A 22,748-nucleotide genomic window follows, 5' to 3' on the forward strand; every position below is an offset into this window, starting at 1 on the left:
ATTGCTCTTGGGCGCTTTTCTATTTTGCCAGAAATTCTTGCGCTTGTCAAGAACTTTTTTCTGGCCCGCTGCTGCCTTCTGCGACAGCAACGTTTTTTATCTTACTAAAGCTCCTTTGTTTTGTCAAGCAGCTTTTTCAGAAAATTTGTCGCCTAGCGCCCTGTGCTTTTGCGCTCAGTGCCCGACGACAGTTATTAATACTAGCAACCTTTCGCTTCTTTTGCAAGCTTTTTTTGCGTAAATTATTTAGATGACTATCCCGTAATTTCATGCTAAAGTTGTTACATCAACGTTTAGAAGGGAGTTTTTGAAATTAAAAATTTTGACGTCGCAATTATTGGCGCGGGTCCGGTTGGTCTTTTTTGTGCCAGTTTTGCCCACCTGCACGGTTTAAAAACAATTATATTTGATTCATTAAAGGAGGTCGGGGGACAGCCACGGGCGCTCTACCCATTTAAAAAAATTTATGATATTCCCGTTTTTGCGGAGATTACGGGTGCATCCCTGATCGCGCAGCTGCTGGACAATGCCCAGGACAAAACCACTTTTGCGTTGAATCACCGCGTGACCGCCGTCAGCAAAGTTAATGGCGGCTTTGTCGTCAACGATCAGTACCAGACAAAGAGCATTATCGTTGCAACGGGAGCGGGCTCCTTCACGCCCAAAAAGTTTCCGCTGAAGCTGGACGCTGAAAGTGCTAAACGGGTGCACTACCTAATTAGAAATCCCGAGAAGTTTGCCCACCAAACCATTGGGGTTTTTGGCGGCGGGGACTCAGCGCTTGATTGGGCGCTCGAGCTTGCCGAACAGCCGAATACCCAGATTAAGTTGATTCACAGGCGGAACGAATTTCGGGGACTTGAAACCAGTGCCCAAAAACTGAAAAGTTTAAAAAACGTTGAAGTCCTAACCCCATACCTTCCCAAATCACTCGCAATAAGTGATAATCACCTTGATGTCGACCTCAAGAAGATGGGCGACGCTGCAGTTGCCCACAGACGGCTTGATCAGGTCGTCGTCGCCTACGGGTTTCGGGCCAACAATCGGTTCGTGCAAGACTGGGGCATCACGCTTGCAGGCAGCAAGATCAAGGTCACCCGCGAAATGGAAACCACTGTTCCTGGCATTTACGCCGTGGGGGACGCCGTGGGCTATCCGGGGCGCGTGCCCGTAATCGGACTCGGATTTGGCGAAGCGCAGGTTGCAGTTACTGCCATCATGCGTGCGCTTTTTCCCGAGAAGACCCTGACCATACATTCAACCAGTATTTAGGAAGGCGCTATGACAATAATCAATTTTATCCTGCACATTGACCACCATCTGATTGAAATCGTCAACCAGTTTGGCGGTTGGACCTACCTGATCATTTTTGGGATTATTTTTATCGAAACCGGGTTGGTCATCTTTCCCTTCTTGCCGGGCGATTCGTTAATCTTTGCGGCCAGCTCGATGGCCGTCAACCCCAAGTACAACCTCAATCTCTGGCTAGTTTACGCCGCCGTTCTTTTAGCGGCTGTTTTGGGCGATGCCTGCAACTATGAAATCGGAGCGTATTCGGTTCACTCGGGTGCCAAGCACGCTTGGTTCAACCGGCTGATCAACCAAAAAAAGCGGCGCGCGGCCGAGCAGTTTTTCGAGCGGCACGGTCCCATCACGATTGTTATCGGACGCTTCATTCCGTTCATCAGGACCTTTGTTCCCTTTATTTCGGGGGGCAGCAGGATGCATTACGGTAAATTCGCGCTTTACAACGTCGTGGGCGGAATTTTCTGGAGCGGTCTGTTTACCATCATCGGCGCCCTTTTTGGCAACATCCCTTTCGTGAAGGAACACTTCTCGCTGCTGATTCTCGCCATCATCATCATTTCGGTGCTGCCAATTTTCATCGTTATGCTAAAAAAACAACACGCGCAAAAAAAGGAGTCCCTCTAAGGGGCTCCTTTTTAGCGCTGCAGCAGTTTATTTGCAAAATATAATTCATAGATAATACCACCAACGGCAAAGCAAGATGCAAAGAAGCCTTCGGTTAGCACATTGATAATGGGATCACGCGCGGGATCGAACAGCCACGTATTGCTGCCTGCAAAAAGCAGGTGGTGAAAAGTGACAAAGAACTGGTCGAAGTTGGTCAGCGCAAACGGCAAAACAGCCACTGGCAAAAGCAAAAACAGCAGACACCACACCTTGCTCAGCCCAAGAATGCGGGCTTTTTTCTGCCTTCTAGACCACAACCAGATGGCCACGCAGCAAACAAAGGCGATGACGGCCAGCACAAACAGTTTTTTCACGTCCGCAAAGTGAGCCGCGGCCGCACGCGAAGTGGGCAAATCCTGCATTTTCAGCCGCGTTTTGAACGGCCAAATCAGATACCAGAGCAGCTCGTCATAGTTGTGCATCACCTGCACAATCGTCAACCCGACCGTTTTATTGGTCTTCTGAACGAGTACAAAAACGAGCAACAGGGGCCAGCTGGCGACCAGTGCCCCCACAACGCTGCTCGCAAGTGCAAAAACAAAGTGATAAACAAGCGCTAATACGCTATTTTTTTTGCTCATAAGTTAATCTTGTCCAAACTATCAACCACAATGGTCGGCTGCTTCTTGCCTACAATATCAGCGGGCCTGGTAATCCCTGAAGTCACCAGCAGCTGGTCTACCTGGCTGTTAAAGCCCGCCTTGATATCCGTATCATAATTATCTCCCACCAGGAGCGCATCCTTTTTAGCACACCGGGCCCGTGCCAAAACCTTGTCGACGATTATGGGCGCCGGCTTGCCAATGAAAATTGGTTTCTGTCCGCTCGAAGCCGCAATCATGGCGCATTGTGAACCATTGCCGGGCATGAGTCCCCGTTCGCTGGGCAGGTTCAGGTCCGCGTTCGTCCCGATGAAGGTTGCCCCGTTTCTTATTGCGGCTACTGCTACCTGAATTTTGTGGTAGGTCAGATCGGTATCCATCCCCACCACAACGTAGTCGGGATCTTTGTCGTTCAGCTCGAACTCCGGGTGCTGGAAAATTTCGCGCCACAAGCCGACCTGGCCGATTACGTAAACCCCAATTTTAGCGGGGCGGTCGTACTCCCGCTCAACAATGTAGCTAACCGTGGCCATGCTGGGCGTGTAGACGTGGTCAACATCAGTATTCACCCCGTGCAGCGCAAGCTTATCCACAACCATCTGCGGCGTTCTCGTTGTGTTGTTCGTTAAAAAGATGTAGTCCTTCCCGGCTTTTTCAAGGCGGTGAACAAAACGGACGCCTGCTTCAATTGTCTCTTGGCCGCGGTAGACGGTGCCATCCAAGTCAACGAGAAATAAACGATAATCTTTCACTTAGCTGCTGCCCTTTCTTTTTTTAATAACAAAGGAATGGTGGTTCCTTGTTTCCTTTTTCTCAGCAACGCTTGCGCGTTTTTTAAAGTTCGTCTGGTGGACCCGGTAGCGCTTAAAGGTCGTATCGGGCCGCTTGCCGTGCGGGTTGCGCCGGTACCTATTGCGGCTGCTTGCATGGTAGTGGTGGACGGGATTCAGCAGTTCCAAGACAAAATACGGACTGCCCGGGTTGCAGTATTCCATCACGTAGTCCGCAATTGTCTGCTGCTTGCGGTCAATTGCCGTGCGCACTGCATCCTTATAGAATCCCTTCAGGCGCAGGTGCGCGCTCGAAACGTCGCCCACTATAAAGTCATACTGGTTGAGGTAAGGATCATACTTTTGCCTCAGGGCTTCGAGATCGAGGGCCGCGCCCTTGTTGACAAGTACCCGGTAGACCTGCTTGTTGACCTTCAGGCTGTCGCCATCCAGGGCCACGAGGGCCTGCGAGTGACGAAGCGGCTGCTTCTGGCCAAACTTCTTTTCCCGGCCTTGCTTAGTGGAATCAGTTTTTTCGTTTTGTTCCGACATGTGCTTCACTTCCTGTTAATGGGTACTTCTGGGCTAAATAGTCGCCAATGACTTCCCGCAAAAACTGCGGAAACAAAAATTTGTTGTCGCCGACAATTGCCAGCGTGGGGAAAAAGGGTACGAGGACGTAGTGGTCCAACACGGCAATGTGGTACTCCTTGTTCGGGTCAACCTCCTTGCCCCGCACGAAGACAACTCGGCTAATGGGGTCAAACTTGATGCCCCTGTAGTACATTTGGCCAAAAATCTTGCCGCGAAAACTCATCCCCTGCAGGTGAAAGTGGTCCAGGTAATGGCGGTTTTTCTCAATTTCCATCACCAGGCGCCAGAGGTCGCTGCCCCTGAGCGTGGACCGCACAACGTGCATCGAGTGCGGCAGCGCACGCTGCAGGTCGTACTTGGTCAGAACGCCTTGCTTAAAGGGCGTCAGAAACAACCCCGTGCTGAGCATTGCCAGGTCGGTGCCGGCAAAATCTGCTATTGCGTCCATAGACACCTTCATTGCCGCATCACGGTCGTCCTCATACTTTTCCGGCAGGTTGGCCACCCGCTCGCGCATCAAGATTTTTTTGCCCTGATCAAGGTATTTCTGAACGGTAGCCTGGTCACCGGGCTGCTCTTTCATCAGGCTGGTCGGTTCAACGTGCGGCGTAATCTTTTGGACGTGGTGGTCACTGTCGATCTCCATATCGATGTTGCCCACGTAGTTGCCCCACTTGCCGGTTTGCACGATCCAGACGCCGTTAACCCTCTTGCCGTGCTTTAGCAAATCATGGGTGTGGCCGCCGATAATCAGGTCGATCTGCGGGTACCTGTGCGCCAAAAAGCAGTCCATATTCAGACCCACGTGTGTCAGCAGGATCAAAACGTCGTACGTCCCCGCAATCTGCGGCAGGACATCATCCATTGATTCCTTCAGCATTTTAACGTGCCAGTGGTTGGGTTCGTAGGACAGGGGGTAAGCGGCGGTTAGTCCGATCAAGGCGATGCGCGTGCCCTTCTTCGTTGTCAGAATCTTGTGCGCCACTGCCCAGTGCGGCATCGTCCCGTCCTCCTCGCGCAAGTTGGCCAAAATCACCGGAAACTCGGCGTGGTCAAAAAGGTGCTCGACCACAGCGTGCGAATTAGAAATTCCTTCGTTGTTGCCAATCGTAACTGCATCATAGCGAAACGAATTCATCAATTTAATGTTGGCCTGGCCAAACGTCGCATCGGTTAGGGGGTGTGAACGGTCCATGAAGTCACCAGCATCAAACGTTAGAACCTGATCGACCGTTGTGTCACTCTGGGCCGCGTGCAGGTAGCGCCCTATGCGGGGAAAGTGTTCAAAGTGCGAATGTAAATCATTGGTGTGTAAAATACGGATCTTTTCCATTTTGTTTGCTGCCTCTAGCCAATCTGGTTGGACTTCAAAATCGCGTTGTAGGCATCCAAGACCTTGCCCTTGGGTTTCTTCCACTCGACCCAGTCAGGATTTTTCCAGTCATCCTCATTAGTCAAGGTTTCCAGCTTGTAGTTCTGATTGACGTATTCTTCATACGTTACCAGGGCCCTTGTCCGCGGTATATTCAACTGCAGAATCCGGACGTTTTTAATGAGGCCCCGGTCAACGGCAAGCTCGGCAATCCCATTTTGGTCAATGTTGGCAATTTCAAAGTACTTGCTATTATCATTACGGGTAATTTCTTCAATCAAATCTAACTCTTCATACTGTTGGTTCATTACTCATCCCTGCATAAATTTAAACTGTGCCGTGTAGAAAAAAATGTGCAACCATGCTATTGTATTAGCGATAGGGGTGTACACATGAAACGCAGAAACCACATTCTTACGGCTCTTTTTCTTAGCATAATCTTTTTAACAACAAGCGGATTTACCGTTGTCGGACACCGCGGCGATCCCAGCAAGTACCCTGAAGAAACAATTCAGAGTGATGATTCCGCCTTTAAGTCCGGTGCCGATTACGTCGAGCTCGACCTGCACCTCTCCGCGGACGGGGTGCTGGTTGTCTCACATGATGACGACCTGTTCCGGGTAGTGCATACACATGCAATTGTATCACAAAATACCTGGCAGGCACTCAGTCAGCTAACATACGACAACGGCGAGCACGTCATGAGCTTGGACCAGCTCTTCAAGCACTACCGGAACCGGCCACAGGCCAAATTCATCCTGGAAACCAAGGTTGACCACGCGCTCGAGCCCTCCTACGAGCTTGAAGACAAAATCGCGGCGACCATCAAAAAGTACCACATGGAAAAGCGGATCATTATTCATTCATTTTCAGCCGCCAGTCTGTTTTACTTCCGCAAAATAATGCCAGACGCATACTTAATTCTAATTGTCGGCAGTCTCAAACGCATAAACTTCAGCGACCTGCCCCAGGTTAATGCCGTCAACGTTTCTTCCGACCTTATTTTGAACCACTCCTGGCTGATCCACTGGCTGCACCTGCTCAATAAGCAGGTCTTCGTCTGGGCTGAAATGAACGAATCCCCCGCATTGTGGCACTGGCTCATCAACAAGAACATCGACGGCGTCGTCACCAATTTTCCGAGCACCGGTTTCAAGTACAAACTGGCCAAGGAAGGCACCCGCAAATACGATATCCACCGCAGCGGCACCTATTTTGGCAAAAAGAGGGCTGCGACCATGATGAACCCCTACATGCGTGTACGGCAAAAAACTTACGTAGCACCGGGACAAAAATTGCACGTCATGTACGGCGTGCGGGCACATAACCGGCTATACTACCAGATTGCCAACCAGACCTTCATTTCCGCGGAATTTGTTACCCTCGACCTCAAGGAGCAGGACGTTGCACCCTACAAGGATAAACAGGTTCTGACCAAACCGCAAAAAGACGCAGTCATCTACCGCTACCCCGACAACCAGGCAAAGACCACAAAGAAGCTGCCGTCTAACACGCTATTCAAGATCCGCAACTTCAACGGCAGCCCCAAGAGCATGTGGCTGTATACCTCTTTGGGCTGGGTCAAGGCACGAGACGTTTTATTTTACGGCTTTTTTGACCGGGCAAGCTGGCACAACTACCGCCAATTGCCGCGCATGAGCCGTTACACCAACCTGGCCCTAACGGCCTACCAGCCCCTGCAAGCGCCCCGCATCCGGACTATCCTCACGCAGGTAGCAGCTGCCGCGCAAATCAGCGCCAAAAAAGCGGCCCACTAATGGATATGAGTCGCTTTTGTTATAAATAAATTTTTTAATCGTTTGAGGTGCTCTGCTTCTTCAATAACTCATACGGCAACTCGATCTGCTTTTCAGCCACCTTTTCGTCATTCATCAGCTTGGTCAGCATCCGCATTGCAACCGCACCGATATCATAAAGGGGTTGGCGAATAGCAGTCAGCGCCGGGCGCACGATCGAAGCAATCTGCGTTGCGCTGGCGGTGATAATCTCAAGATCTTCTGGCACTTTCTGGCCCGCATCCAGGGCAGAATTGAGAACGCCTACGGCCGCAATATCATTCGTGACAACCACACCATCGATACCATCATGCTGCATCTTGGTAAACAAGTTGTAACCATCGGAGTGATCCTTAATATTAGAGTAAATATAGCCTGTGCCCAGGTCATGTTCCTGTATAAATTTTTTATAAGTTGGAATTCTGTCCTCCACGTTAACCACGGTATCCGGATCACCAACGACTAAAGCTAGGTTCCGCTTGCCGTCGTTATAGAGCAGATTTAGAGCTTCCGTGTCCGCTTTCTTATAGTCAATTGTTACGGATGGAAAATCTTTGTATGTGTCCTTGGTTCCCGCAAGAACGACCGGTGTGTCAGTACGCTTAAAGGCCTCAACAGCTTCAGCTGGCAGACTGTCAGACATGTAGATCATTCCGTCCACCTGCTTGTTAAGAAGGCCTTGAATCGCCTGATCTTCTCGCATCAAGCGGTTTTCGATGCTGGTAATAATGATGTTGTACTTATAAAGCAGCGCAATGTCGTCAATCCCCTTCGACAATTCCGCAAAATATAGGTTCGTCAAATCCGGTACAATCAGTCCTACCGTCGTCGTTCGCTTTGAAGCCAGCCCCTGAGCCACCGCATTGGGCTGGTAATGCAGGCGGTTGATAACTTTCATTACCCGCTCGCGCGTATCCTTACGCACGTTAGTATTGCCATTAACAACTCGTGAGACCGTAGCCATCGAGACCTTGGCCTCACGAGCCACATCATAAATAGTAATATCTTGTTTTCGCATTCTTATTTCCCCTATCTAAAAAATACTAGTATACAAGTTAACACGTTTTTTAAAAAAATGCAAACGGTTACAGCCATTCTTTCATTTTTTTAAATCAAGAACATGTTATACTTGCTTTAATTAAATATTTTTGAAAGGAAACAGCAAATGAATTTAACCAAATTGCAAGAGTGGCTGCAACGTTCAGGTAACGATGTAGCCTATATTTCTGACCCTACTACCATTGCCTACTTCACGGGCTACGAAATGGAACCCCATGAACGCATCTTTTGTCTTTTAGCGTTCAAAGATACCGAGCCTTTCGTATTCGTGCCAGCACTAAACGTAGAGGAAGCTAAGAATTCAGCCTGGGCTGGTGATGTTTACGGCTACCTAGATTCCGAGAATCCATGGGTTATCATTGCCGACAAAATTAAAAGCCGTACTAGTGACTATCAGAAGTGGGCGCTAGAGAAGAACAACCTGTCAGTTGCGCACTACCAGCTAATCCACGCCCAGTTTCCCGACGCCAACTTTGACAGCGACGTTTCCGGCTTCATTGCCAAGATTCGTCTGTATAAGACGCCAGCCGAAATCAAACAGCTCCAGGCGGCTGGCCGTGAAGCGGACTTTGCCTTCCAGGTTGGCTTTGACGCAATCAAGACGGGGGTTACCGAGCGCTACATCGCAGGTCAAATTGAATACCAATTAAAGGTCCAAAAGGGGGTCATGCACGTCAGCTTCGAAACAATCGTGCAGGCAGGGGCCAACGCCGCTAACCCACACCTGGGACCAACAATGAATAAGGTCAAGCCCAACGAACTAGTCCTGTTCGACCTTGGCACAATGCATAATGGCTACGCATCAGATTCAAGCCGAACCGTTGCGTACGGCGAGCCTACGTCCAAGCAAAAAGAAATCTATGAAATTGACCGTGAAGCACAGCAGGCCGCAATCGAGGCCGTTAAACCCGGCATAACCGCCGCCGAACTTGATGGCGTTGCGCGCGACGTCATCACTAAGGCTGGATACGGTGAATACTTTATTCACCGCCTGGGACATGGGATAGGCAAAGAAGTCCACGAGTACCCGTCAATCGTTCAGGGCAACGACCTGATTATCGAGGAGGGCATGTGTTTTTCAATCGAGCCTGGCATCTACATTCCAGGCGTTGCCGGTGTCCGAATTGAAGACTGCGGTGTTGTTACCAAAGAGGGCTATCAGCCATTCACCCACACGGACAAAGAACTCAAGGTGCTGCCGCTGCGGGATTAGCCCCTTTAATTTTGACGAACCAAAAATGCACTTCACGCGTGAAGTGCATTTTTTGCTGTTTGCTAACTAATTTTTAAAATCTTGAGGTTGGGTCTTCCGGTGCTGCCGGGCGCTAGTGCGCCTCGGGTGCCTTAGGCTCGTGCGGAGCCTGTACGGGGTGCGCCGGCTCGGCGTGGTGCAGGTCATCAACGGACTTCTCTGCGTGTTCCTCTGACAGCGGGTCATCATCCTTAGAATTATCGATGACAATATCATCAAAATCCTTCAGCTCCGAATCATCCTCGACGCTCTTAGGGAACGAGGCAAGCTGGTTCTTGACCACTTCCGTGCCGTTGTCGTACTTCTTTTTCAGGTCCTGAACAGTGTCGTTGTTCTTAACCTTTTTCTTTAGTTCATCAACCTGGCTATCGCTGACCAACAATGAACCGGCAAGAAAGCCAGCCGCACTACCAAAAATTGTACCTAATATAAAACCTGTAATCTTTTTCATGAGAATATCTCCTTTACTTAATCCTCACCCTTACGACGCTTACGCCTTGCAAACATCGCTGCTAAAGCAGAAGACATAACGCTGCCACGCTTCAAGTGGAAACTGCTGACGCGCTTCGCCATCTTGCGTGAAGAGGCGTTAACGTCCGAAACGCTTTCTCCTAAATCAGCCGCTGCTTGCACAACCGGTTCGAGGGTGCTCATCTTGACGTTCACGTCAGCCATCAGAACGTTGGTCTTGTCCAGCAAGTCACTGCTCTGGTGAAGCAATTCATCAACGTCTTTTGCAATCTGCTGGATCGATTCATTAGCACTCTCAATGGTTTTGTCTGCTTCTTTAGTTGCCTGTGCAACACGCACAAGCACTGGGATTGTGAATAGTACTAAAATCAATAATGCAACGGCAGCAATTAGCCCTGCCAGTGCACCATAAGAAATTTCCATTTTATCCCTCCAATTCTACACCTAAAAAAAGTCTAGCATGAAAACACTTTAATCTCAATCTATAAGTGATAATTTGCTATAGTTAATATATATGTGCAGAAAGGTATGTTCAGAAAGGCAGAATCATGGATAAATTATTTCAAATCAATACCAAACTCATAAAGTTCAACTGGGACCGCCTCAGTGAGCAGGCCCTCGCCATCGTGTGGCAGCTTGCGGTATCAACGCTGGTCTTTTACCTGATCGACCACTTCGGCAAAAAACTCATCGGCCGCTACCGCAGACACAGCAAGCACCCCGAAAACAAGCGCACGCAAACCGTCACTTCCCTCATCAACAGTATTTTCGAATACACGGTAATCTTCTTTTACCTCTTCGCCGTTTTGTCGATTCTTGGCATCCCGGTGGGAACGCTTCTGGCCAGTGCGGGCATCTTTTCCCTGGCCCTGGGCATGGGCGCGCAGGGCTTTGTCAGCGACCTGGTCAACGGCTTCTTTATTTTGAGCGAAGACCAGTTTGACGTGGGCGACATCGTCCTGATCAACGGTCAAACCGGCACCGTAATTCAGCTGGGGCTGCGGACAACCAGGCTCAAAGCCGCAGACGGTTCAACCATCTACATTCCCAACCGCAACATTTCCATTGTGCAAAACCTGGCCCACGGCGGCATTGGGGTCGACGTCGAGGTGCAGCTCAAGGCAGACAGCGACTTTGCCAAAGTGCACCAGCTGGTTGATCGGGTCAACCAGGAATTAGCGGCCCGGCAAAAGTGGCTCGTGCAGGCGCCCCAAGTTGCGGGGGTAACAAAGCAGACCGCGCAGAACGTCGCCTACGCCGTTCACTTTCAGGTGGAACCCGGCCACGAAAAGGAGGTACAGGACCAATATCTGACCCACTACCTCAAGGTGCTGCGGGAAAACAGCGTTGCGCTTGCCCAGTAGCAAAAAACGTACTTATTTCGCCTTTGGGGGACACGGACAGGCGTGTCCTTTTTTATTAAAACTGTTCGAGCCAGGCGGGAAAAGCGGCAAGCAGCCGGGCAATTGCGCGTCCCCGGTGGGACAGGCTGTTCTTCTCGGCAAGCGTCATCTCGGCAAATGTCTTGTGCTTTTGGGGCACGTAAAACAGCGGGTCGTAGCCAAAGCCGTCCTCTCCCTGCGGGGCGGCCAGAATGCGTCCGCTGCACTGCCCGGTGACTACGAGGTCACGCTCAAAATGGTCAGGCATCGCCGCGACAATCGTCGTGTTGAACTTCGCCGTGCGCTTTTCCGGCGGGACTCCGCCGAGCGCCGCCAGCAGCTTGGCGTTGTTCTTGCGGTCGTTGTGCTCCTCACCAGCGTAGCGTGCAGAATGCACGCCGGGTGCGCCATCGAGTGCGTCAACTATGAGACCGGAATCGTCCGCAATCGTAAGCATCCGGCTGAAGTCGGCCAGGGCGTGCGCCTTCAGCTTGGCGTTTTGCTCAAAGGTGCGCCCGTATTCCTCAACCACCGGTGGATTAACGAGGTCCGCATTGGTTTTAATCCGGACAGCAATGTTTGCTTTTGCAAAGGCTTGGGTTAATTCCCTCACCTTGCCCTTATTTGTTGTTGCAAATAAAATTTCTTTAACCATTGTGTACTTCCCTTATAAAGGGCGCGCTGCAAAACTCGGATCATCGAGTATAACACGGCCTAATTCATCAACCACCTTAACATCGCCTGTCGTATAGTATTCGTGTTGACCCGCTCCCTTGTTATCGCTGAACAGGCAATCCCGCCTCATTACGTTATACGTGTACTGCGCCACCTGGTCGGCTGGATCGACAATTTGCACGCCTGGCTTGACGCACTCGGTAAATTCCCGCCAGATGATCGGATAATGCGTACAACCAAGGACTAATGTATCGAAGTCCTTGCCTTGAAGCGGTGCCAGCGTCTTTTTGAGGACCCGCAAATAGGCGTCATGCCCTGCATTGGCCTCAATGAGGGGCACCAGTTCGGGCGCAGCCAATTCCGTCACGCTTATTTGGGGAGCGCGCAAATTAATCTCCTTTTGGTAAGCGTGCAAGCGCGTCGTCATTTGGGTTGCGGCGACCGCAACCTTTTTATTTCCGGTCGCACGCGCAGCGGCAAGCGCACCCGATTGAATGACACCAATGATTTGGGGCTCAACCTGCCTTTGGATGACGTCCATTGCAACCGCCGTCGCCGTGTTGCACGCAAAGATAATCAGCTTAACGTTTTGGCTTAATAAAAAATCTACGCTCCGTTGGGTCAAAGCGATAATTTCAGCTTTCGACTTATCGCCATATGGGATATGGGCATTATCTCCGATAAAGATAGTTGCTTCGTGGGGCATCTTTGCAATAACTTTTTTTACCACCGTCAATCCACCGACACCAGAATCTAAAAGCCCAATCGGTCGCTTATCCATAATACTAATCTCCCTAAATCCATTCTCTTTCTATCAATTTTACGGTAAAATAAGGGAAAATAAAAGGGATGAATTCTTTATGCAAGACAATAGCCAGCAAAATGAACACGTATATTTTATCAACCAACTGTACCGCGACTTTATCCTCCCGACCATCCTGGGCAATGACACCGGGGAAATCCTCTACTGGAGCGGCAAGCACATCGCCCAAAAGTACGACTTGGCATCATATGAAGATATTACCAGCTTCTTTATGACGGCGCAATTCGGCGTGTTGACGCTAATCAAGAAACGCCGCAGCGAAGTAGTCCTAGAGTTAAGCGGCCAAAACGTTGCTGACCGCCTCGACAGCGGCATCCGCGAATTCACACTCGAGGCGGGGATCGTGGCCGCGGCGCTCGAAAAAGAGTACCAGCGCACAACCGAATGTGAATTAAAGATTGACGCAAAAAATAAGAGGGTGCAGCTAACGGCCAGATTTGACTAAATTTTTGAGTACATTAATTGAATTTTTTGCTGTTATTGCAATATGATTAAGAAGTAAATAGGAGGAATTTAAATGCTTAAGGAATTCGAAAAATTTATTGAACGCGGCAACGTAATGGACTTAGCCGTTGGTGTTATCATTGGCGGGGCCTTTACCAACATTGTCAACTCACTGGTCACTAACCTAATCAACCCGCTGCTGGGCCTGTTTATCGGACGCATTGACTTGTCCAACCTTGTCCTTAAGATTGGCGGGACCACATTCAAATACGGCGAGTTCATCAATACCGTCATCAACTTCTTGATCATTGCCTTTATCGTCTTCTTGATGGTCAAGGCCGTCAACAAGGTAACGAAGAGCGGCGCTAAAAAGGAGCAGCCGGCGGGACCAACGAGCGAGGACTACCTCAAAGAAATTCGCGACCTGCTAAAGGCAAAGGAATAAGCGGTAAAAGGACAAACAAAAAAAGACTTCCACGCGTGGAAGTCTTTTTTATTTACGCCGTGTATTGGTTTAAAATCTGATCGAGCTTGGCCTTCGGCGTGTAGCCGGTAATGCGGTCAACAATCTCGCCGTCTTTTTTAATGACCAGCGTTGGAATGGCCATAACGCCCAGTGAACTAGGAATTTCCTTGTTCTGGTCAACGTCCATCTTCGTGAACTTGACGTCCTGGCGTTCCTCTGCAAGCTCATCAACAACGGGTGACTGCATCTTGCACGGTCCGCACCACGTAGCCCAAAAGTCGGTCAGGACAACGCCGTCCTTAGTTTCTTCCGCAAAGTTCTGATCCGTAAGTTCCTCAACCATGGATATACCTCCCAATTTAAATAGAATATTTCTTATTGATGGCTTAATTATAGCAAGCTTGCTTACTTTTTACAAGCAAGTGATTCTTACTTCAGGTGCACGATCGTTGCGCCGTTGCCACCTTCATTTGCGGGTGCATAGCTGTAGCTCTTGACGTGGCTGCTGGAACGCAGGTACTGCCACACGCCCTTCCTGATTGCGCCGGTCCCGATGCCATGGATAATCGTCACCACATCAAGCCCGGCAAGCAGAACGGAGTCAATGTAGCGGTCAAGGTTGGTCATTGCCTCGTCGTAGCGCTGTCCACGCAGGTCGAGCTCGCTTTTGGCATTGCTGCGGCGACTTGAACTGACCGCCCGCACGGTTGCGTGCGCCTTGGAATCCTTCGTCGCACTGATTTTTTCAACGTCCCGGTCGCTGACCTTGACCTTAATGATGCCCAGCCTGACCTCATACTGGTGGTCAGACAGCTTCTTCGTAATCGTACCCACCTGGCCGTAGGACAAAACCTTGACGCTGTCGCCAACCTGGACGTGGTGCCGCTTTTTCTCGCGCTGCAGGACCCGATTGTGCGCTAAGTTGGCGTTCTGCCGCTCCAGCTGGTTCAATTCGCCCCTGGCCGCAATGACCTCGTTTTGCTTGACGCTGCCCTTTTGCTGCTCCAGCTGGTCAATGATCTTTTCCGCCTTTTTCCGGCTCTTGGCAACGACCTCGCTTGCCCGCTCCTGGGCAAACTCCAGTTGCTTTTGGACGCGCTGGTTGTACCAGTCGAGCGCCTGCTGCAGCTTTTCTTCCAGCCTGCGGCTGCGGTCCAGACTCGTCTGCAGGTGCGCGCGGGCATCCGTGGCTGCATGCACCTGCTTGGTCAATTTCGTAATCATCTCGTTGATGTCGACGTTTTCATCCGACATCAGGCTTTCGGCTTCCTTGACAACGTCCTCCCGCATCCCCAGGCGGCGGGCAATTGCAAACGCGTTGCTGTGACCGGGAATCCCCATCTGCAGCCTGTAGGTTGGCGACAGCGTCTTCACGTCGAATTCCATCGACGCGTTGGTCGTGCGCTCCCGGTTGTAGCCGTACAGTTTCAGCTCGGGGTAGTGGGTAGTCACGATGATTTTCGCCTGTTTGCGGCGCAGGAAGTCAAGGATGCTGATGGCCAGACTGGCACCCTCTTCTGGATCCGTGCCCGCACCGATTTCATCAATTAGAACCAGGGTCTTACTGCCAACGTGCCCCATCATTTTGATGATGCTATTGACGTGCGAAGAAAATGTACTGAGCGACTGCTCAATCGACTGTTCATCGCCGATATCGGCGCTAATGTCCTCAAACACAGCGGCCTTGCTACCCTCAGCCGCCGGAATGAAGAGTCCGGCCTGCGCCATCAATTGGAGCAGCCCCACCGTCTTCAGCGTGATGGTCTTACCGCCGGTATTGGGGCCGGTAATCAAAATCGTGTCGAAGTCTTTACCCAGGCGAATGTCATTGGCCACCACCTTCTGCGCGTCGATCAGGGGGTGCCGGGCCTTGATGAAAAACAGGGAGCAGTCCCTGGTCAATTGTGGTTCCGTGGCCTGCATTACGTGCGCCAACTTGGCCTTGGCCTGCACAAAGTCAAGAATGCATAAAGCAGATGCCACCGCGTCCAGGGCATCGACTTCGCTTCGTGCGGCATCGGACAGTTTGCGCAAGATACGCCGAATCTCTTGGCGTTCCTCAGCAAGTAGGTTCTGCTGGCGGTTGTTGAGGCTAAGGACCGCGCTCGGCTCGATGAACAGGGTCTGCCCGCTGGCACTCTGGTCGTGGACCACGCCGCCAAACTTGCTCCGGTATTCATGCTTGACCGGAATAACGTAGCGTTCGTCCCGCACGGTGATGATCTGCTCGGAGAGGTACTTGCTGCTGTTGCCCTTAAGGTAATCATCCATGCGGCGCTTGATTTCCTCGTCATTGGTCTTCAATTCGCGCCGCAGGCGCATCAGGCCGCTTGAGGCGGTATCAAGCACTTCGCCGTCAAAGTCCAGTGCATTTTTGAGTGCCCCAAAAAGTGCTTCCGGCACTACCAAATCGCCCAGCGTGTCTTCAAGGGCAGACAGGTCAAGCTCATTTTCGTCAACGTCGGCCAAAAAGCGGTTGACGTCGCTGGCCAGCGTCAAAATAAGCAGGATGTTGCCCAGTTCCTGCGCGTTGAGGTTGGCCTTGATGCGCAGCCGCTTCGTGCTCGGGGCGACGTCTATAAAATCGCTCAGGGGCAGCTGCCCCTTGATGCGCAAGAGGTCGCTGCCCGCCAGCGTCTGTTTGAGTGCCCGTTCAACCTGGGCAAAGTCGCCGCTCGGCGCGAGGTTGGCCGCCCTTTTTTTAGCCGGCACGGTTACCGCCATTTGCTGCAGCTTTGCTGTTATTTTGGCAAATTCTAACGTTGTTAATATCTTATCGTTCATTCTTAAAGCAATTTTTCTCTCTCAATAAAAAAGGCTGGCTGAGCCAGTCTTTCTTCTTATTCACCACTTAGCCGGTCATCATCCAAGAAGGTGTTCAAAACCCCCTGGACCATGTCCCATTCGTCGTCAGCCTCGATCTCGTGCAGGTCGCTGCTGGTCACATCGCCTGCCTCGTCGGTGTCATAGCTGAACGCAAGAACTTCAACCTCTTCATCCTCGCCTACTGCGGCCGGATAAAGCAGGATGTAGGACTTGTCGTAGTCATCCGAATGAAATGTGAACAAAACTTCGTATAATTCTTCGTTGCCCTTTTCATCAATCAGGGTAATCTGGCGGTCTTCGCCGTGTACTTCTTGTGTCATATTAATCCTTTCGGTTTAGGTCCAGATAGTTCTGCAGAATCAAAACGGCAGCCATCTGGTCGATAACTTCCTTGCGTGCGCGTCGGTCATGCAGCCCGGCCTCTTCGACGAGCACGCGGCGCGCCTCAATCGTGGTCAGCCGCTCGTCCGAATAATAGACGGGCAGACCAAATTTTGCGTGCAGCCGCGCCCCGTATGACCTGCTGCGGTCAACCGCCGCACCCGCGGAACCATCCATGTTTTTGGGCAGGCCCAAAACAAAACCGTCTGCGTCATACTTGCGGACAATCTTCTTGAGCGGGCGCATGCCAAAATTATAGCGGGCTTCATCAATCGGGATCGTCTCTACTTTTTGGGCGGTTATTCCCAGTTCATCGCTGACTGCGACGCCCACCGTCTTTGATCCAACATCTAAACCTATCAGCCGCATTATTTGCCCTTGCCGAGGTAGCTCTTCACGAGCTCCTCGATGATTTCATCGCGTTCGTGCTTCAAAATCAAGTTGCGTGCATCGTTGTGCCGCGGAATATATGCCGGATCGCCAGACAGTAAGTAGCCAACAATCTGATTAACTGGATTATAGCCCTTTTCCTCAAGGGCGTTATAAACATCTTGAAGCGTATCGTAAACATTCTTGTTCTTGTTCTCGTTAAATTCAAAATGCATCGTCTTATCTAGCGAACTCATATTTATTCCTCCTAGCACAATTTTACTTTAAAAACAGCACAAACTCAATTATTTAATTTTGGGCAACAGCCGCAACGACTGCCTGAATGGCCTTGTCAAGGCCGGCAGGATTTTTTCCACCGGCTTGGGCCATGTTCGGACGGCCGCCGCCGCCACCGCCAAAGAGCGGTGCAACCTGCTTAATCAGGTCGCCCGCCTTAAGTCCCGCAGCAAGCGCCTTATCGCCTAGGCTAATGATCATGTTGGCCTTGCCGTCGCTTGAAGCAGCCAGTGCGAGAACGTCAGACTTGGCTGCACCCTTCCAGGCGTCGGCCAGTTCGCGCAGGTCGTTCATGCCGTGAACGTCCACCTTTTGGGCGATGACAGACAGGTCGCCCGCCTGCTGCACGTTGTCGAAGATGGCACCGGCCTTAATTTCATTGATCTGCCGGTTTAGTTCTTCAACCTGCTTTTGGCTAGCGTGCAGGTCGCTTTCAAGGCTAGCCACCTTGTCGATGACATCAGCCGGCTTAGTGGACTTCACCTCGGCCTGGACCTCATCCAAGAGGTCAGAGCGTCCGGCCAGGTATTCGTAGGCCTTTTTTGAAACAACCGCCTCGATCCGGCGCAGGCCGGCACCGATGGCCGACTCGGAAGTAATCTTGAAGATGCCAATCTGATTGGTGTTGTCACAGTGCGTACCGCCACAGAATTCTGAGGAGAAGTCGCTGATCTGCACCACGCGCACCTTGTCGCCGTACTTGCCGTCAAAGAGGGCCAGCCCGCCCATCTTCTTGCCGCTTTCGGGGTCGGTAATGGTCGTCTTGACGTCGATTGCAGCCCAGATCTTTTGGTTAACCAGCTGCTCAACCGACTGAATCTCCTTAGGAGTCAGCGGCTCGAGCGCGGTAAAGTCAAAGCGCAGGTAGTCCGGTTCAACCAGGCTGCCCGCCTGGTGCGTGTGCTCACCCAAAACGCTGCGCAAAGCGGCGTGCAGCAGGTGCGTGGCGGTGTGGGCGTGACGGTTGCCCTCACGGCGCACCCGGTCAATCTTGAGCGTGTACTCCGTGCCCTTTTTGAGTGGCAGGACGACGTCCACAAAGTGCATGTTCTGATCGTTGGGAGCGTGCTGGACGTCCGTTACCTGGGCCACGAGGTCGCCGTCTTGGTTATAAATAGTGCCGTGATCGGCCACCTGACCGCCGCGTTCAGCGTAGAACGGCGTCTTATCGAAGATCAGGGTGGCGTGTTCGCCGTCTGCCTTGTCAACCAGCTGGTCGTTGACAATAATATCAACCAGGCGAGCGTGCTTTTCCTCGTAAACGCCATACTCAAACTCGGACTTGTCCTTTAAATTCATCAGGGTTTCATCCTGGGCACCCATCGACTGCAGGTTGCCCCGGGCCTCACGGGCACGCTTTTTTTGGGCCTTCATTTCGGCTTCAAAGCCCTTTTGGTCAACCGCGAGGCCGGCATCCTGGGCGGTCTCAAGGGTCAGTTCATACGGAAAGCCGTAGGTATCAAAGAGCTTGAACGCGTCCTTGCCGGCGATGGTCTTGTCAGCCGTCTTCTGTGCCGCGCCAATCAGCTCGTCAAGCAGACTGAGGCCGGATTCCAGCGTCTGTTGGAACCGCTCTTCCTCGTTCTTAATTACCTTGGCGACAAAGTCTTTTTGCTTGGTAACTTCCGGGTAGTGACTGGCCATAATCTCGCCCACAACTGCTACCAGCTTGTACAAGAAGGAGCCCTTGATGCCCAGGCGCTGGCCGTTCAAGTCGGCGCGGCGGATCAGGCGGCGCAAAACGTAGCCACGGCCCGTATTGGACGGCAGGGCACCATCGGCAATGGCGAAGCTGACGGTGCGCACGTGGTCGGCAATAATCTTGAATGCGGTCGTATCCGCCGGCACAGCGCCGTATTTTTTGCCGGGCGTCATCTTCTCCGTGGCGTGGATAATGGGCATGAAGAGGTCGGTCTCGAAGTTGGTCGGGGCATCCTGCAGGATCGAGAGGACACGCTCCAGGCCCATCCCCGTATCGATGTTCTTATGCGGCTGGTCAACGTACTTGCCGTTTGCCAGGTGGTTATACTGCGAGAACACAATGTTCCAGATCTCCAGGTAGCGGGCATTCTCGCCACCCGGGAAGTTCTCCGGGTCATCCTCAGCCACGTCGTTGTTCTCCTGACCGCGATCGTAGAAAATCTCGGAGTCGGGGCCACACGGACCCTCGCCGATGTCCCAGAAGTTTTCCTCCAGCTTGACGATGTGGTCTTCAGGCATGCCGACCTCCAGCCAGATTTTCTGGGCTTCCGTGTCCTTCGGGTAGACCGTGCAGTAGAGCTTTTCCTTATCAAGGTCAAGCCACTTGGGACTGGTCAAGAACTCCCAGGCCCAGGCAATGGCCTCCTTTTTGAAGTAATCGCCGACCGAAAAGTTGCCCAGCATCTCAAAGAAGGTCTGGTGGCGCGCCGTCTTGCCCACGTTTTCGATGTCATTAGTCCTGATCGACTTCTGCGACGAGGCAATCCGGTGGTTTTTCGGCACAACGGAACCGTCAAAGTACTTCTTCATCGTCGCCACGCCCGAGTTGATCCAGAGCAGCGTCGGGTCATCCTGCGGAATCAGGGACTGGCTCGGCAGGACCATGTGGTCGTGTTCTTTGAAGAAGTCCAAAAACATTTGTCTAAATTCTGAACTCGTCAGTTTCTTCATCACTATTTCTCCTTTTGATCAAAATAAAAAACACCATTGCTTTACTTAAGGACGCTTCGAAACGCGGTACCACCTCAATTGCAACAGTGTTTGTTACCTCTTAATTATCATCATTTTAGCCTCAAGGAGCATTTTTCAAGCATTAGTGGGCCCTTCCCAGCGTGCGACCCTCTCTGTGAACTAGCAACTTGAAAAACATGTCTTAAGTCAAGAGTAATTTTACTACTTGCGCGCGCTTTGTCAATAATTAAGTTGCTATAACGGGTGCCGCGGGACCTTAGTCCCAAATTTTGATTGCTAAATCAATTCCTTGCCAAACCTTTTTTGCTTCTTGCTGCTGACATAGCCCAAGTGCTCGTAAAACCGGTGTGCTCCAGTACGCCTTTCGCCCGAATTGAGCCTGATTGCGCTAATCCCCGCCGCCCGGGCCAAGCGCTCCACTTCAAGCATCAATTTAGAACCGATGCCACGCTTTTGATAGGCACTGTCGACTGCCAGGGCCATAATGTTAATCATCGGGGCAAAATACGTCTCCTCGTACAGCGCAGCGTGCACGTACCCGGCCACCTTGCCTGCAGCATCATCCACATAAACCAGGATTGTGTGGTGTGCTTCATCCTTCAGCAATCTGGCTAAATTCTCAGCGGTCTTGGCCGGAGAATAATCGTAGCCCAGCTCTTTTTGGTTGAGGCGCTGAATGACGCCAGCGTCAGTCGTCTTGCATTTTCTAATCATTATGTTCGTTCTCCTTTGCGTTAACCACTTTCAATGATGTCCATTGCCAACGCGGGGCCTTAGCCCCAAATTACATGGTTGAAGCACGGGCTCGCCTAAAAGTTTGCCCATGCCTTAAATACAAATCACAAGTTTGTTAACTGCTTTGAGGTGAAAAGCCATCATTTTCACGAGTCAATGATTTCACGGTCAGGCGCAAATTTCCACTGTTATTTTTGAACAAATGGAGTTCGCAATCAAAGAGTCGTTTCATTTCTTGACTTAAATTATGTGCAATGAAGACGACACTGGCATCAGTTTTCATGATTTTGCGTAAGACTTTTATAGTTGCCTGTGCGTCAATCGCACTGGTCCCCTCGTCGATCAGAATGACCCTGCTTTGATAAATTAGTGCGCGTGCCAAAACTATTTTTTGTCTTTGACCGCCAGAAATGTTCAGCTTAGTCATATCAAGTTTTGTTTGCAGGCTCAGCTTCTGCTCGTCGACGTCTTGCTGCAGCTGCATGTCTTCAACCAAGCCCGGCACCAGTGGGGCCAAGCGCTCGTCAAACATGGTTATGTTGTCGACTATGCTGGCGGGGAACAGAACCGCGTCTTGGGGCAGGTATCCGATTGTACTTAAATCAGGACGAGCCAGATTGCCTTGTCCTCCCCGGTAAAGCACGCGACCAGAACTGGGCATGAGTTCACCGGCCAGGATTTTAAGCAGGGTTGATTTGCCTACGCCCGACTCGCCCGTTAACAATATTTTTTGGCCAGGTTCAACTTTAATATCGGGCAGCTGCAAGCTCTCACCATTCGGGAAGGCCATTTGCAAACCAGCCGTGGCAATTTCATCTACTTCCCCTAAATCTGCACCGGATTCTTTGTGCCTACCAATTGGCAAGCACAAATCTTCAATCTGCCTATTAAGACTGGTGGCTCCAACCATGGTCCCACGGGCCGCGGTAATCGCCTCAATACCGCTGCTTAAATAATATTTGAGGTCGCGGACGATTGAAATCACGCCAAAAGCTATTTGCTTAGATACAATCAGATACCCAGTCACAGCATATAGCAATAGCAGCATAAATTGTGCAATAACTTCATTAACAAAGCTGAGACATTGATTGACCTGAACTTCCTTAACATTAGCCTGTTCTAATTTTTGCGAAGATTTGCTTAACACCGCAAAAAGGTGACCGCCAGAAAAGTATCGTTGTAGCTCATCTATTCCCGTCAGCCATTTTCTTATTGTATCAAGATACTTTTTGTTGCTGTCAGAAATGCCCATCATCGCTCTTTGCAGCGGTTTTTCTATTAGCTTGGGCAAAAGCAATGATATGATTACCATCACGGAAATAACAACTAGCATGGTCCAATGGATGGTAAACAGCAAAACTAAAGCAGAAACAACGTAGCCCAAGCCCCCAACCAAATCGAAAAAAGCATCGAGGTAGTTCTCTTCACCCTGGACCAGGTCGTTTGTCAAAAAGTTCTGTACTTGGGCAATCGAATATTCCTGCTTGGTGTAACAGAGGTGGTCAACTATTTTGGCCCTCAAAACCATTTTATAGCGCTCTTTTTGCTTCGCTAAGATATAGTCAAATAGATATTCTATTAAGTAACTGACCACTAGCAAAACAAAAGATAGCGCCGTTAGCTTTAAAAACTTGGGCAAATTAACTTGTTGAATGGCATTGACCTGGTATATTCCAACCTGCGCGTCTAACAAGGCCAAAGCAGGCACCAGCAGCCTAACTATTATGGTACTGATAAAACTTAGCGGATTTACACGCCCCAAATCTTTGATTTTCATAAATTCCCCT

25 protein-coding genes are annotated in these 22,748 nt (G+C 50.8%); 7 read left to right on the forward strand and 18 right to left on the reverse strand.

The features are described from left to right. Window positions 1-381: 381 nt before the first annotated feature. Window positions 382-1,272, forward strand: coding sequence for an NAD(P)/FAD-dependent oxidoreductase (locus AC2JF8_RS07550; protein WP_500762602.1), 891 nt, complete (start codon window positions 382-384; stop codon window positions 1,270-1,272). A 9-nt stretch (window positions 1,273-1,281) separates the two neighbouring features. Further along, window positions 1,282-1,932, forward strand: coding sequence for a VTT domain-containing protein (locus AC2JF8_RS07555; RefSeq protein ID WP_500762450.1), 651 nt, complete (start codon window positions 1,282-1,284; stop codon window positions 1,930-1,932). An 11-nt stretch (window positions 1,933-1,943) separates the two neighbouring features. On the opposite strand, the gene AC2JF8_RS07560 is transcribed toward AC2JF8_RS07555, so the two are convergent. Genes AC2JF8_RS07560 through AC2JF8_RS07580 form a run of 5 tightly spaced genes read right to left on the reverse strand, consistent with a single transcriptional unit; the run spans window position 1,944 to window position 5,620 of the window. Next, entirely contained in the window at window positions 1,944-2,555 is a 612-nt protein-coding gene (locus AC2JF8_RS07560) for a TIGR01906 family membrane protein (RefSeq protein WP_500762452.1), read from the reverse strand. After that, entirely contained in the window at window positions 2,552-3,328 is a 777-nt protein-coding gene (locus AC2JF8_RS07565; RefSeq protein WP_500762454.1) for a TIGR01457 family HAD-type hydrolase, read from the reverse strand. Before AC2JF8_RS07565 ends, AC2JF8_RS07560 begins: the two co-directional genes overlap by 4 nt. Further along, entirely contained in the window at window positions 3,329-3,898 is a 570-nt protein-coding gene (locus AC2JF8_RS07570; RefSeq protein ID WP_500762456.1) for a YutD family protein, read from the reverse strand. It lies immediately after the preceding gene. After that, a complete protein-coding gene (locus AC2JF8_RS07575) occupies window positions 3,873-5,273 on the reverse strand; it encodes a bifunctional metallophosphatase/5'-nucleotidase (RefSeq protein ID WP_500762458.1) in 1,401 nt (466 codons plus the stop codon). Before AC2JF8_RS07575 ends, AC2JF8_RS07570 begins: the two co-directional genes overlap by 26 nt. Before the next feature lie 14 nt (window positions 5,274-5,287). Beyond that, window positions 5,288-5,620: a hypothetical protein gene (locus tag AC2JF8_RS07580; protein ID WP_500762460.1), complete on the reverse strand. Its 333-nt coding sequence runs from the start codon at window positions 5,618-5,620 to the stop codon at window positions 5,288-5,290. Window positions 5,621-5,704: 84 nt separating this feature from the next. Here AC2JF8_RS07580 and AC2JF8_RS07585 point away from each other — a divergent pair, with 84 nt between their 5' ends. Continuing rightward, entirely contained in the window at window positions 5,705-7,090 is a 1,386-nt protein-coding gene (locus AC2JF8_RS07585) for a glycerophosphodiester phosphodiesterase (protein ID WP_500762462.1), read from the forward strand. A 34-nt stretch (window positions 7,091-7,124) separates the two neighbouring features. On the opposite strand, the gene AC2JF8_RS07590 is transcribed toward AC2JF8_RS07585, so the two are convergent. Further along, window positions 7,125-8,126 carry a substrate-binding domain-containing protein gene (locus AC2JF8_RS07590; protein WP_500762464.1) on the reverse strand — a complete coding sequence of 334 codons (1,002 nt, stop codon included), beginning with the start codon at window positions 8,124-8,126 and terminating at the stop codon, window positions 7,125-7,127. Window positions 8,127-8,273: 147 nt separating this feature from the next. On the opposite strand from AC2JF8_RS07590, the gene AC2JF8_RS07595 reads away from it, so the two are divergent. Beyond that, window positions 8,274-9,380 (forward strand): M24 family metallopeptidase, encoded by a 1,107-nt coding sequence (locus AC2JF8_RS07595; protein WP_500762466.1) that lies wholly within the window; start codon window positions 8,274-8,276, stop codon window positions 9,378-9,380. Window positions 9,381-9,492: 112 nt separating this feature from the next. Here the strand turns inward: AC2JF8_RS07595 and AC2JF8_RS07600 are convergent, their stop codons facing one another. After that, the gene (locus tag AC2JF8_RS07600; RefSeq protein WP_500762468.1) at window positions 9,493-9,870 is read right to left on the reverse strand and encodes a DUF1269 domain-containing family protein; all 378 of its coding nucleotides are present in this window, start codon (window positions 9,868-9,870) and stop codon (window positions 9,493-9,495) included. Window positions 9,871-9,887: 17 nt separating this feature from the next. Continuing rightward, window positions 9,888-10,313: a DUF948 domain-containing protein gene (locus AC2JF8_RS07605; RefSeq protein ID WP_500762470.1), complete on the reverse strand. Its 426-nt coding sequence runs from the start codon at window positions 10,311-10,313 to the stop codon at window positions 9,888-9,890. A 125-nt stretch (window positions 10,314-10,438) separates the two neighbouring features. Here AC2JF8_RS07605 and AC2JF8_RS07610 point away from each other — a divergent pair, with 125 nt between their 5' ends. After that, the gene (locus AC2JF8_RS07610; RefSeq protein WP_500762472.1) at window positions 10,439-11,254 is read left to right on the forward strand and encodes a mechanosensitive ion channel family protein; all 816 of its coding nucleotides are present in this window, start codon (window positions 10,439-10,441) and stop codon (window positions 11,252-11,254) included. 55 nt (window positions 11,255-11,309) lie between these two features. Here the strand turns inward: AC2JF8_RS07610 and AC2JF8_RS07615 are convergent, their stop codons facing one another. Then, window positions 11,310-11,927, reverse strand: coding sequence for an XTP/dITP diphosphatase (locus AC2JF8_RS07615; RefSeq protein WP_500762474.1), 618 nt, complete (start codon window positions 11,925-11,927; stop codon window positions 11,310-11,312). A 12-nt stretch (window positions 11,928-11,939) separates the two neighbouring features. Further along, the gene (gene murI / locus AC2JF8_RS07620; protein WP_500762476.1) at window positions 11,940-12,728 is read right to left on the reverse strand and encodes a glutamate racemase; all 789 of its coding nucleotides are present in this window, start codon (window positions 12,726-12,728) and stop codon (window positions 11,940-11,942) included. A gap of 79 nt (window positions 12,729-12,807) precedes the next feature. Between murI and AC2JF8_RS07625 the strand changes: the two genes are divergently transcribed. Continuing rightward, a complete protein-coding gene (locus AC2JF8_RS07625; RefSeq protein ID WP_500762478.1) occupies window positions 12,808-13,215 on the forward strand; it encodes a YslB family protein in 408 nt (135 codons plus the stop codon). 72 nt (window positions 13,216-13,287) lie between these two features. Beyond that, complete coding sequence (gene mscL, locus AC2JF8_RS07630) at window positions 13,288-13,659, forward strand: large-conductance mechanosensitive channel protein MscL (protein WP_500762480.1); 372 nt, start codon at window positions 13,288-13,290, stop codon at window positions 13,657-13,659. A 52-nt stretch (window positions 13,660-13,711) separates the two neighbouring features. Here mscL and trxA read toward each other — a convergent pair whose 3' ends face one another. The 8 genes from trxA to AC2JF8_RS07670 all read right to left on the reverse strand — a co-directional run bounded on the left by trxA (window position 13,712) and on the right by AC2JF8_RS07670 (window position 22,738). Continuing rightward, window positions 13,712-14,023 (reverse strand): thioredoxin, encoded by a 312-nt coding sequence (gene trxA, locus AC2JF8_RS07635; protein ID WP_500762482.1) that lies wholly within the window; start codon window positions 14,021-14,023, stop codon window positions 13,712-13,714. 86 nt (window positions 14,024-14,109) lie between these two features. Further along, complete coding sequence (locus AC2JF8_RS07640; protein WP_500762484.1) at window positions 14,110-16,464, reverse strand: endonuclease MutS2; 2,355 nt, start codon at window positions 16,462-16,464, stop codon at window positions 14,110-14,112. Window positions 16,465-16,520: 56 nt separating this feature from the next. After that, window positions 16,521-16,826 carry a DUF1292 domain-containing protein gene (locus tag AC2JF8_RS07645; RefSeq protein WP_500762486.1) on the reverse strand — a complete coding sequence of 102 codons (306 nt, stop codon included), beginning with the start codon at window positions 16,824-16,826 and terminating at the stop codon, window positions 16,521-16,523. A 1-nt stretch (window position 16,827) separates the two neighbouring features. Further along, window positions 16,828-17,256, reverse strand: a complete 429-nt coding sequence (gene ruvX, locus AC2JF8_RS07650; RefSeq protein WP_500762488.1) for a Holliday junction resolvase RuvX — start codon at window positions 17,254-17,256, stop codon at window positions 16,828-16,830. Then, window positions 17,256-17,513, reverse strand: a complete 258-nt coding sequence (locus AC2JF8_RS07655) for an IreB family regulatory phosphoprotein (protein ID WP_500762490.1) — start codon at window positions 17,511-17,513, stop codon at window positions 17,256-17,258. Before AC2JF8_RS07655 ends, ruvX begins: the two co-directional genes overlap by 1 nt. Window positions 17,514-17,565: 52 nt before the next feature. Then, window positions 17,566-20,205: an alanine--tRNA ligase gene (alaS, locus tag AC2JF8_RS07660; protein ID WP_500762492.1), complete on the reverse strand. Its 2,640-nt coding sequence runs from the start codon at window positions 20,203-20,205 to the stop codon at window positions 17,566-17,568. A gap of 297 nt (window positions 20,206-20,502) precedes the next feature. Next, window positions 20,503-20,940, reverse strand: coding sequence for a GNAT family N-acetyltransferase (locus tag AC2JF8_RS07665; RefSeq protein ID WP_500762494.1), 438 nt, complete (start codon window positions 20,938-20,940; stop codon window positions 20,503-20,505). Between the two features lie 136 nt (window positions 20,941-21,076). Then, the gene (locus tag AC2JF8_RS07670; RefSeq protein WP_500762496.1) at window positions 21,077-22,738 is read right to left on the reverse strand and encodes an ATP-binding cassette domain-containing protein; all 1,662 of its coding nucleotides are present in this window, start codon (window positions 22,736-22,738) and stop codon (window positions 21,077-21,079) included. Window positions 22,739-22,748 lie beyond the last annotated feature (10 nt).

It is taken from the genome of Lactobacillus sp. CA30L, from assembly GCF_059900845.1.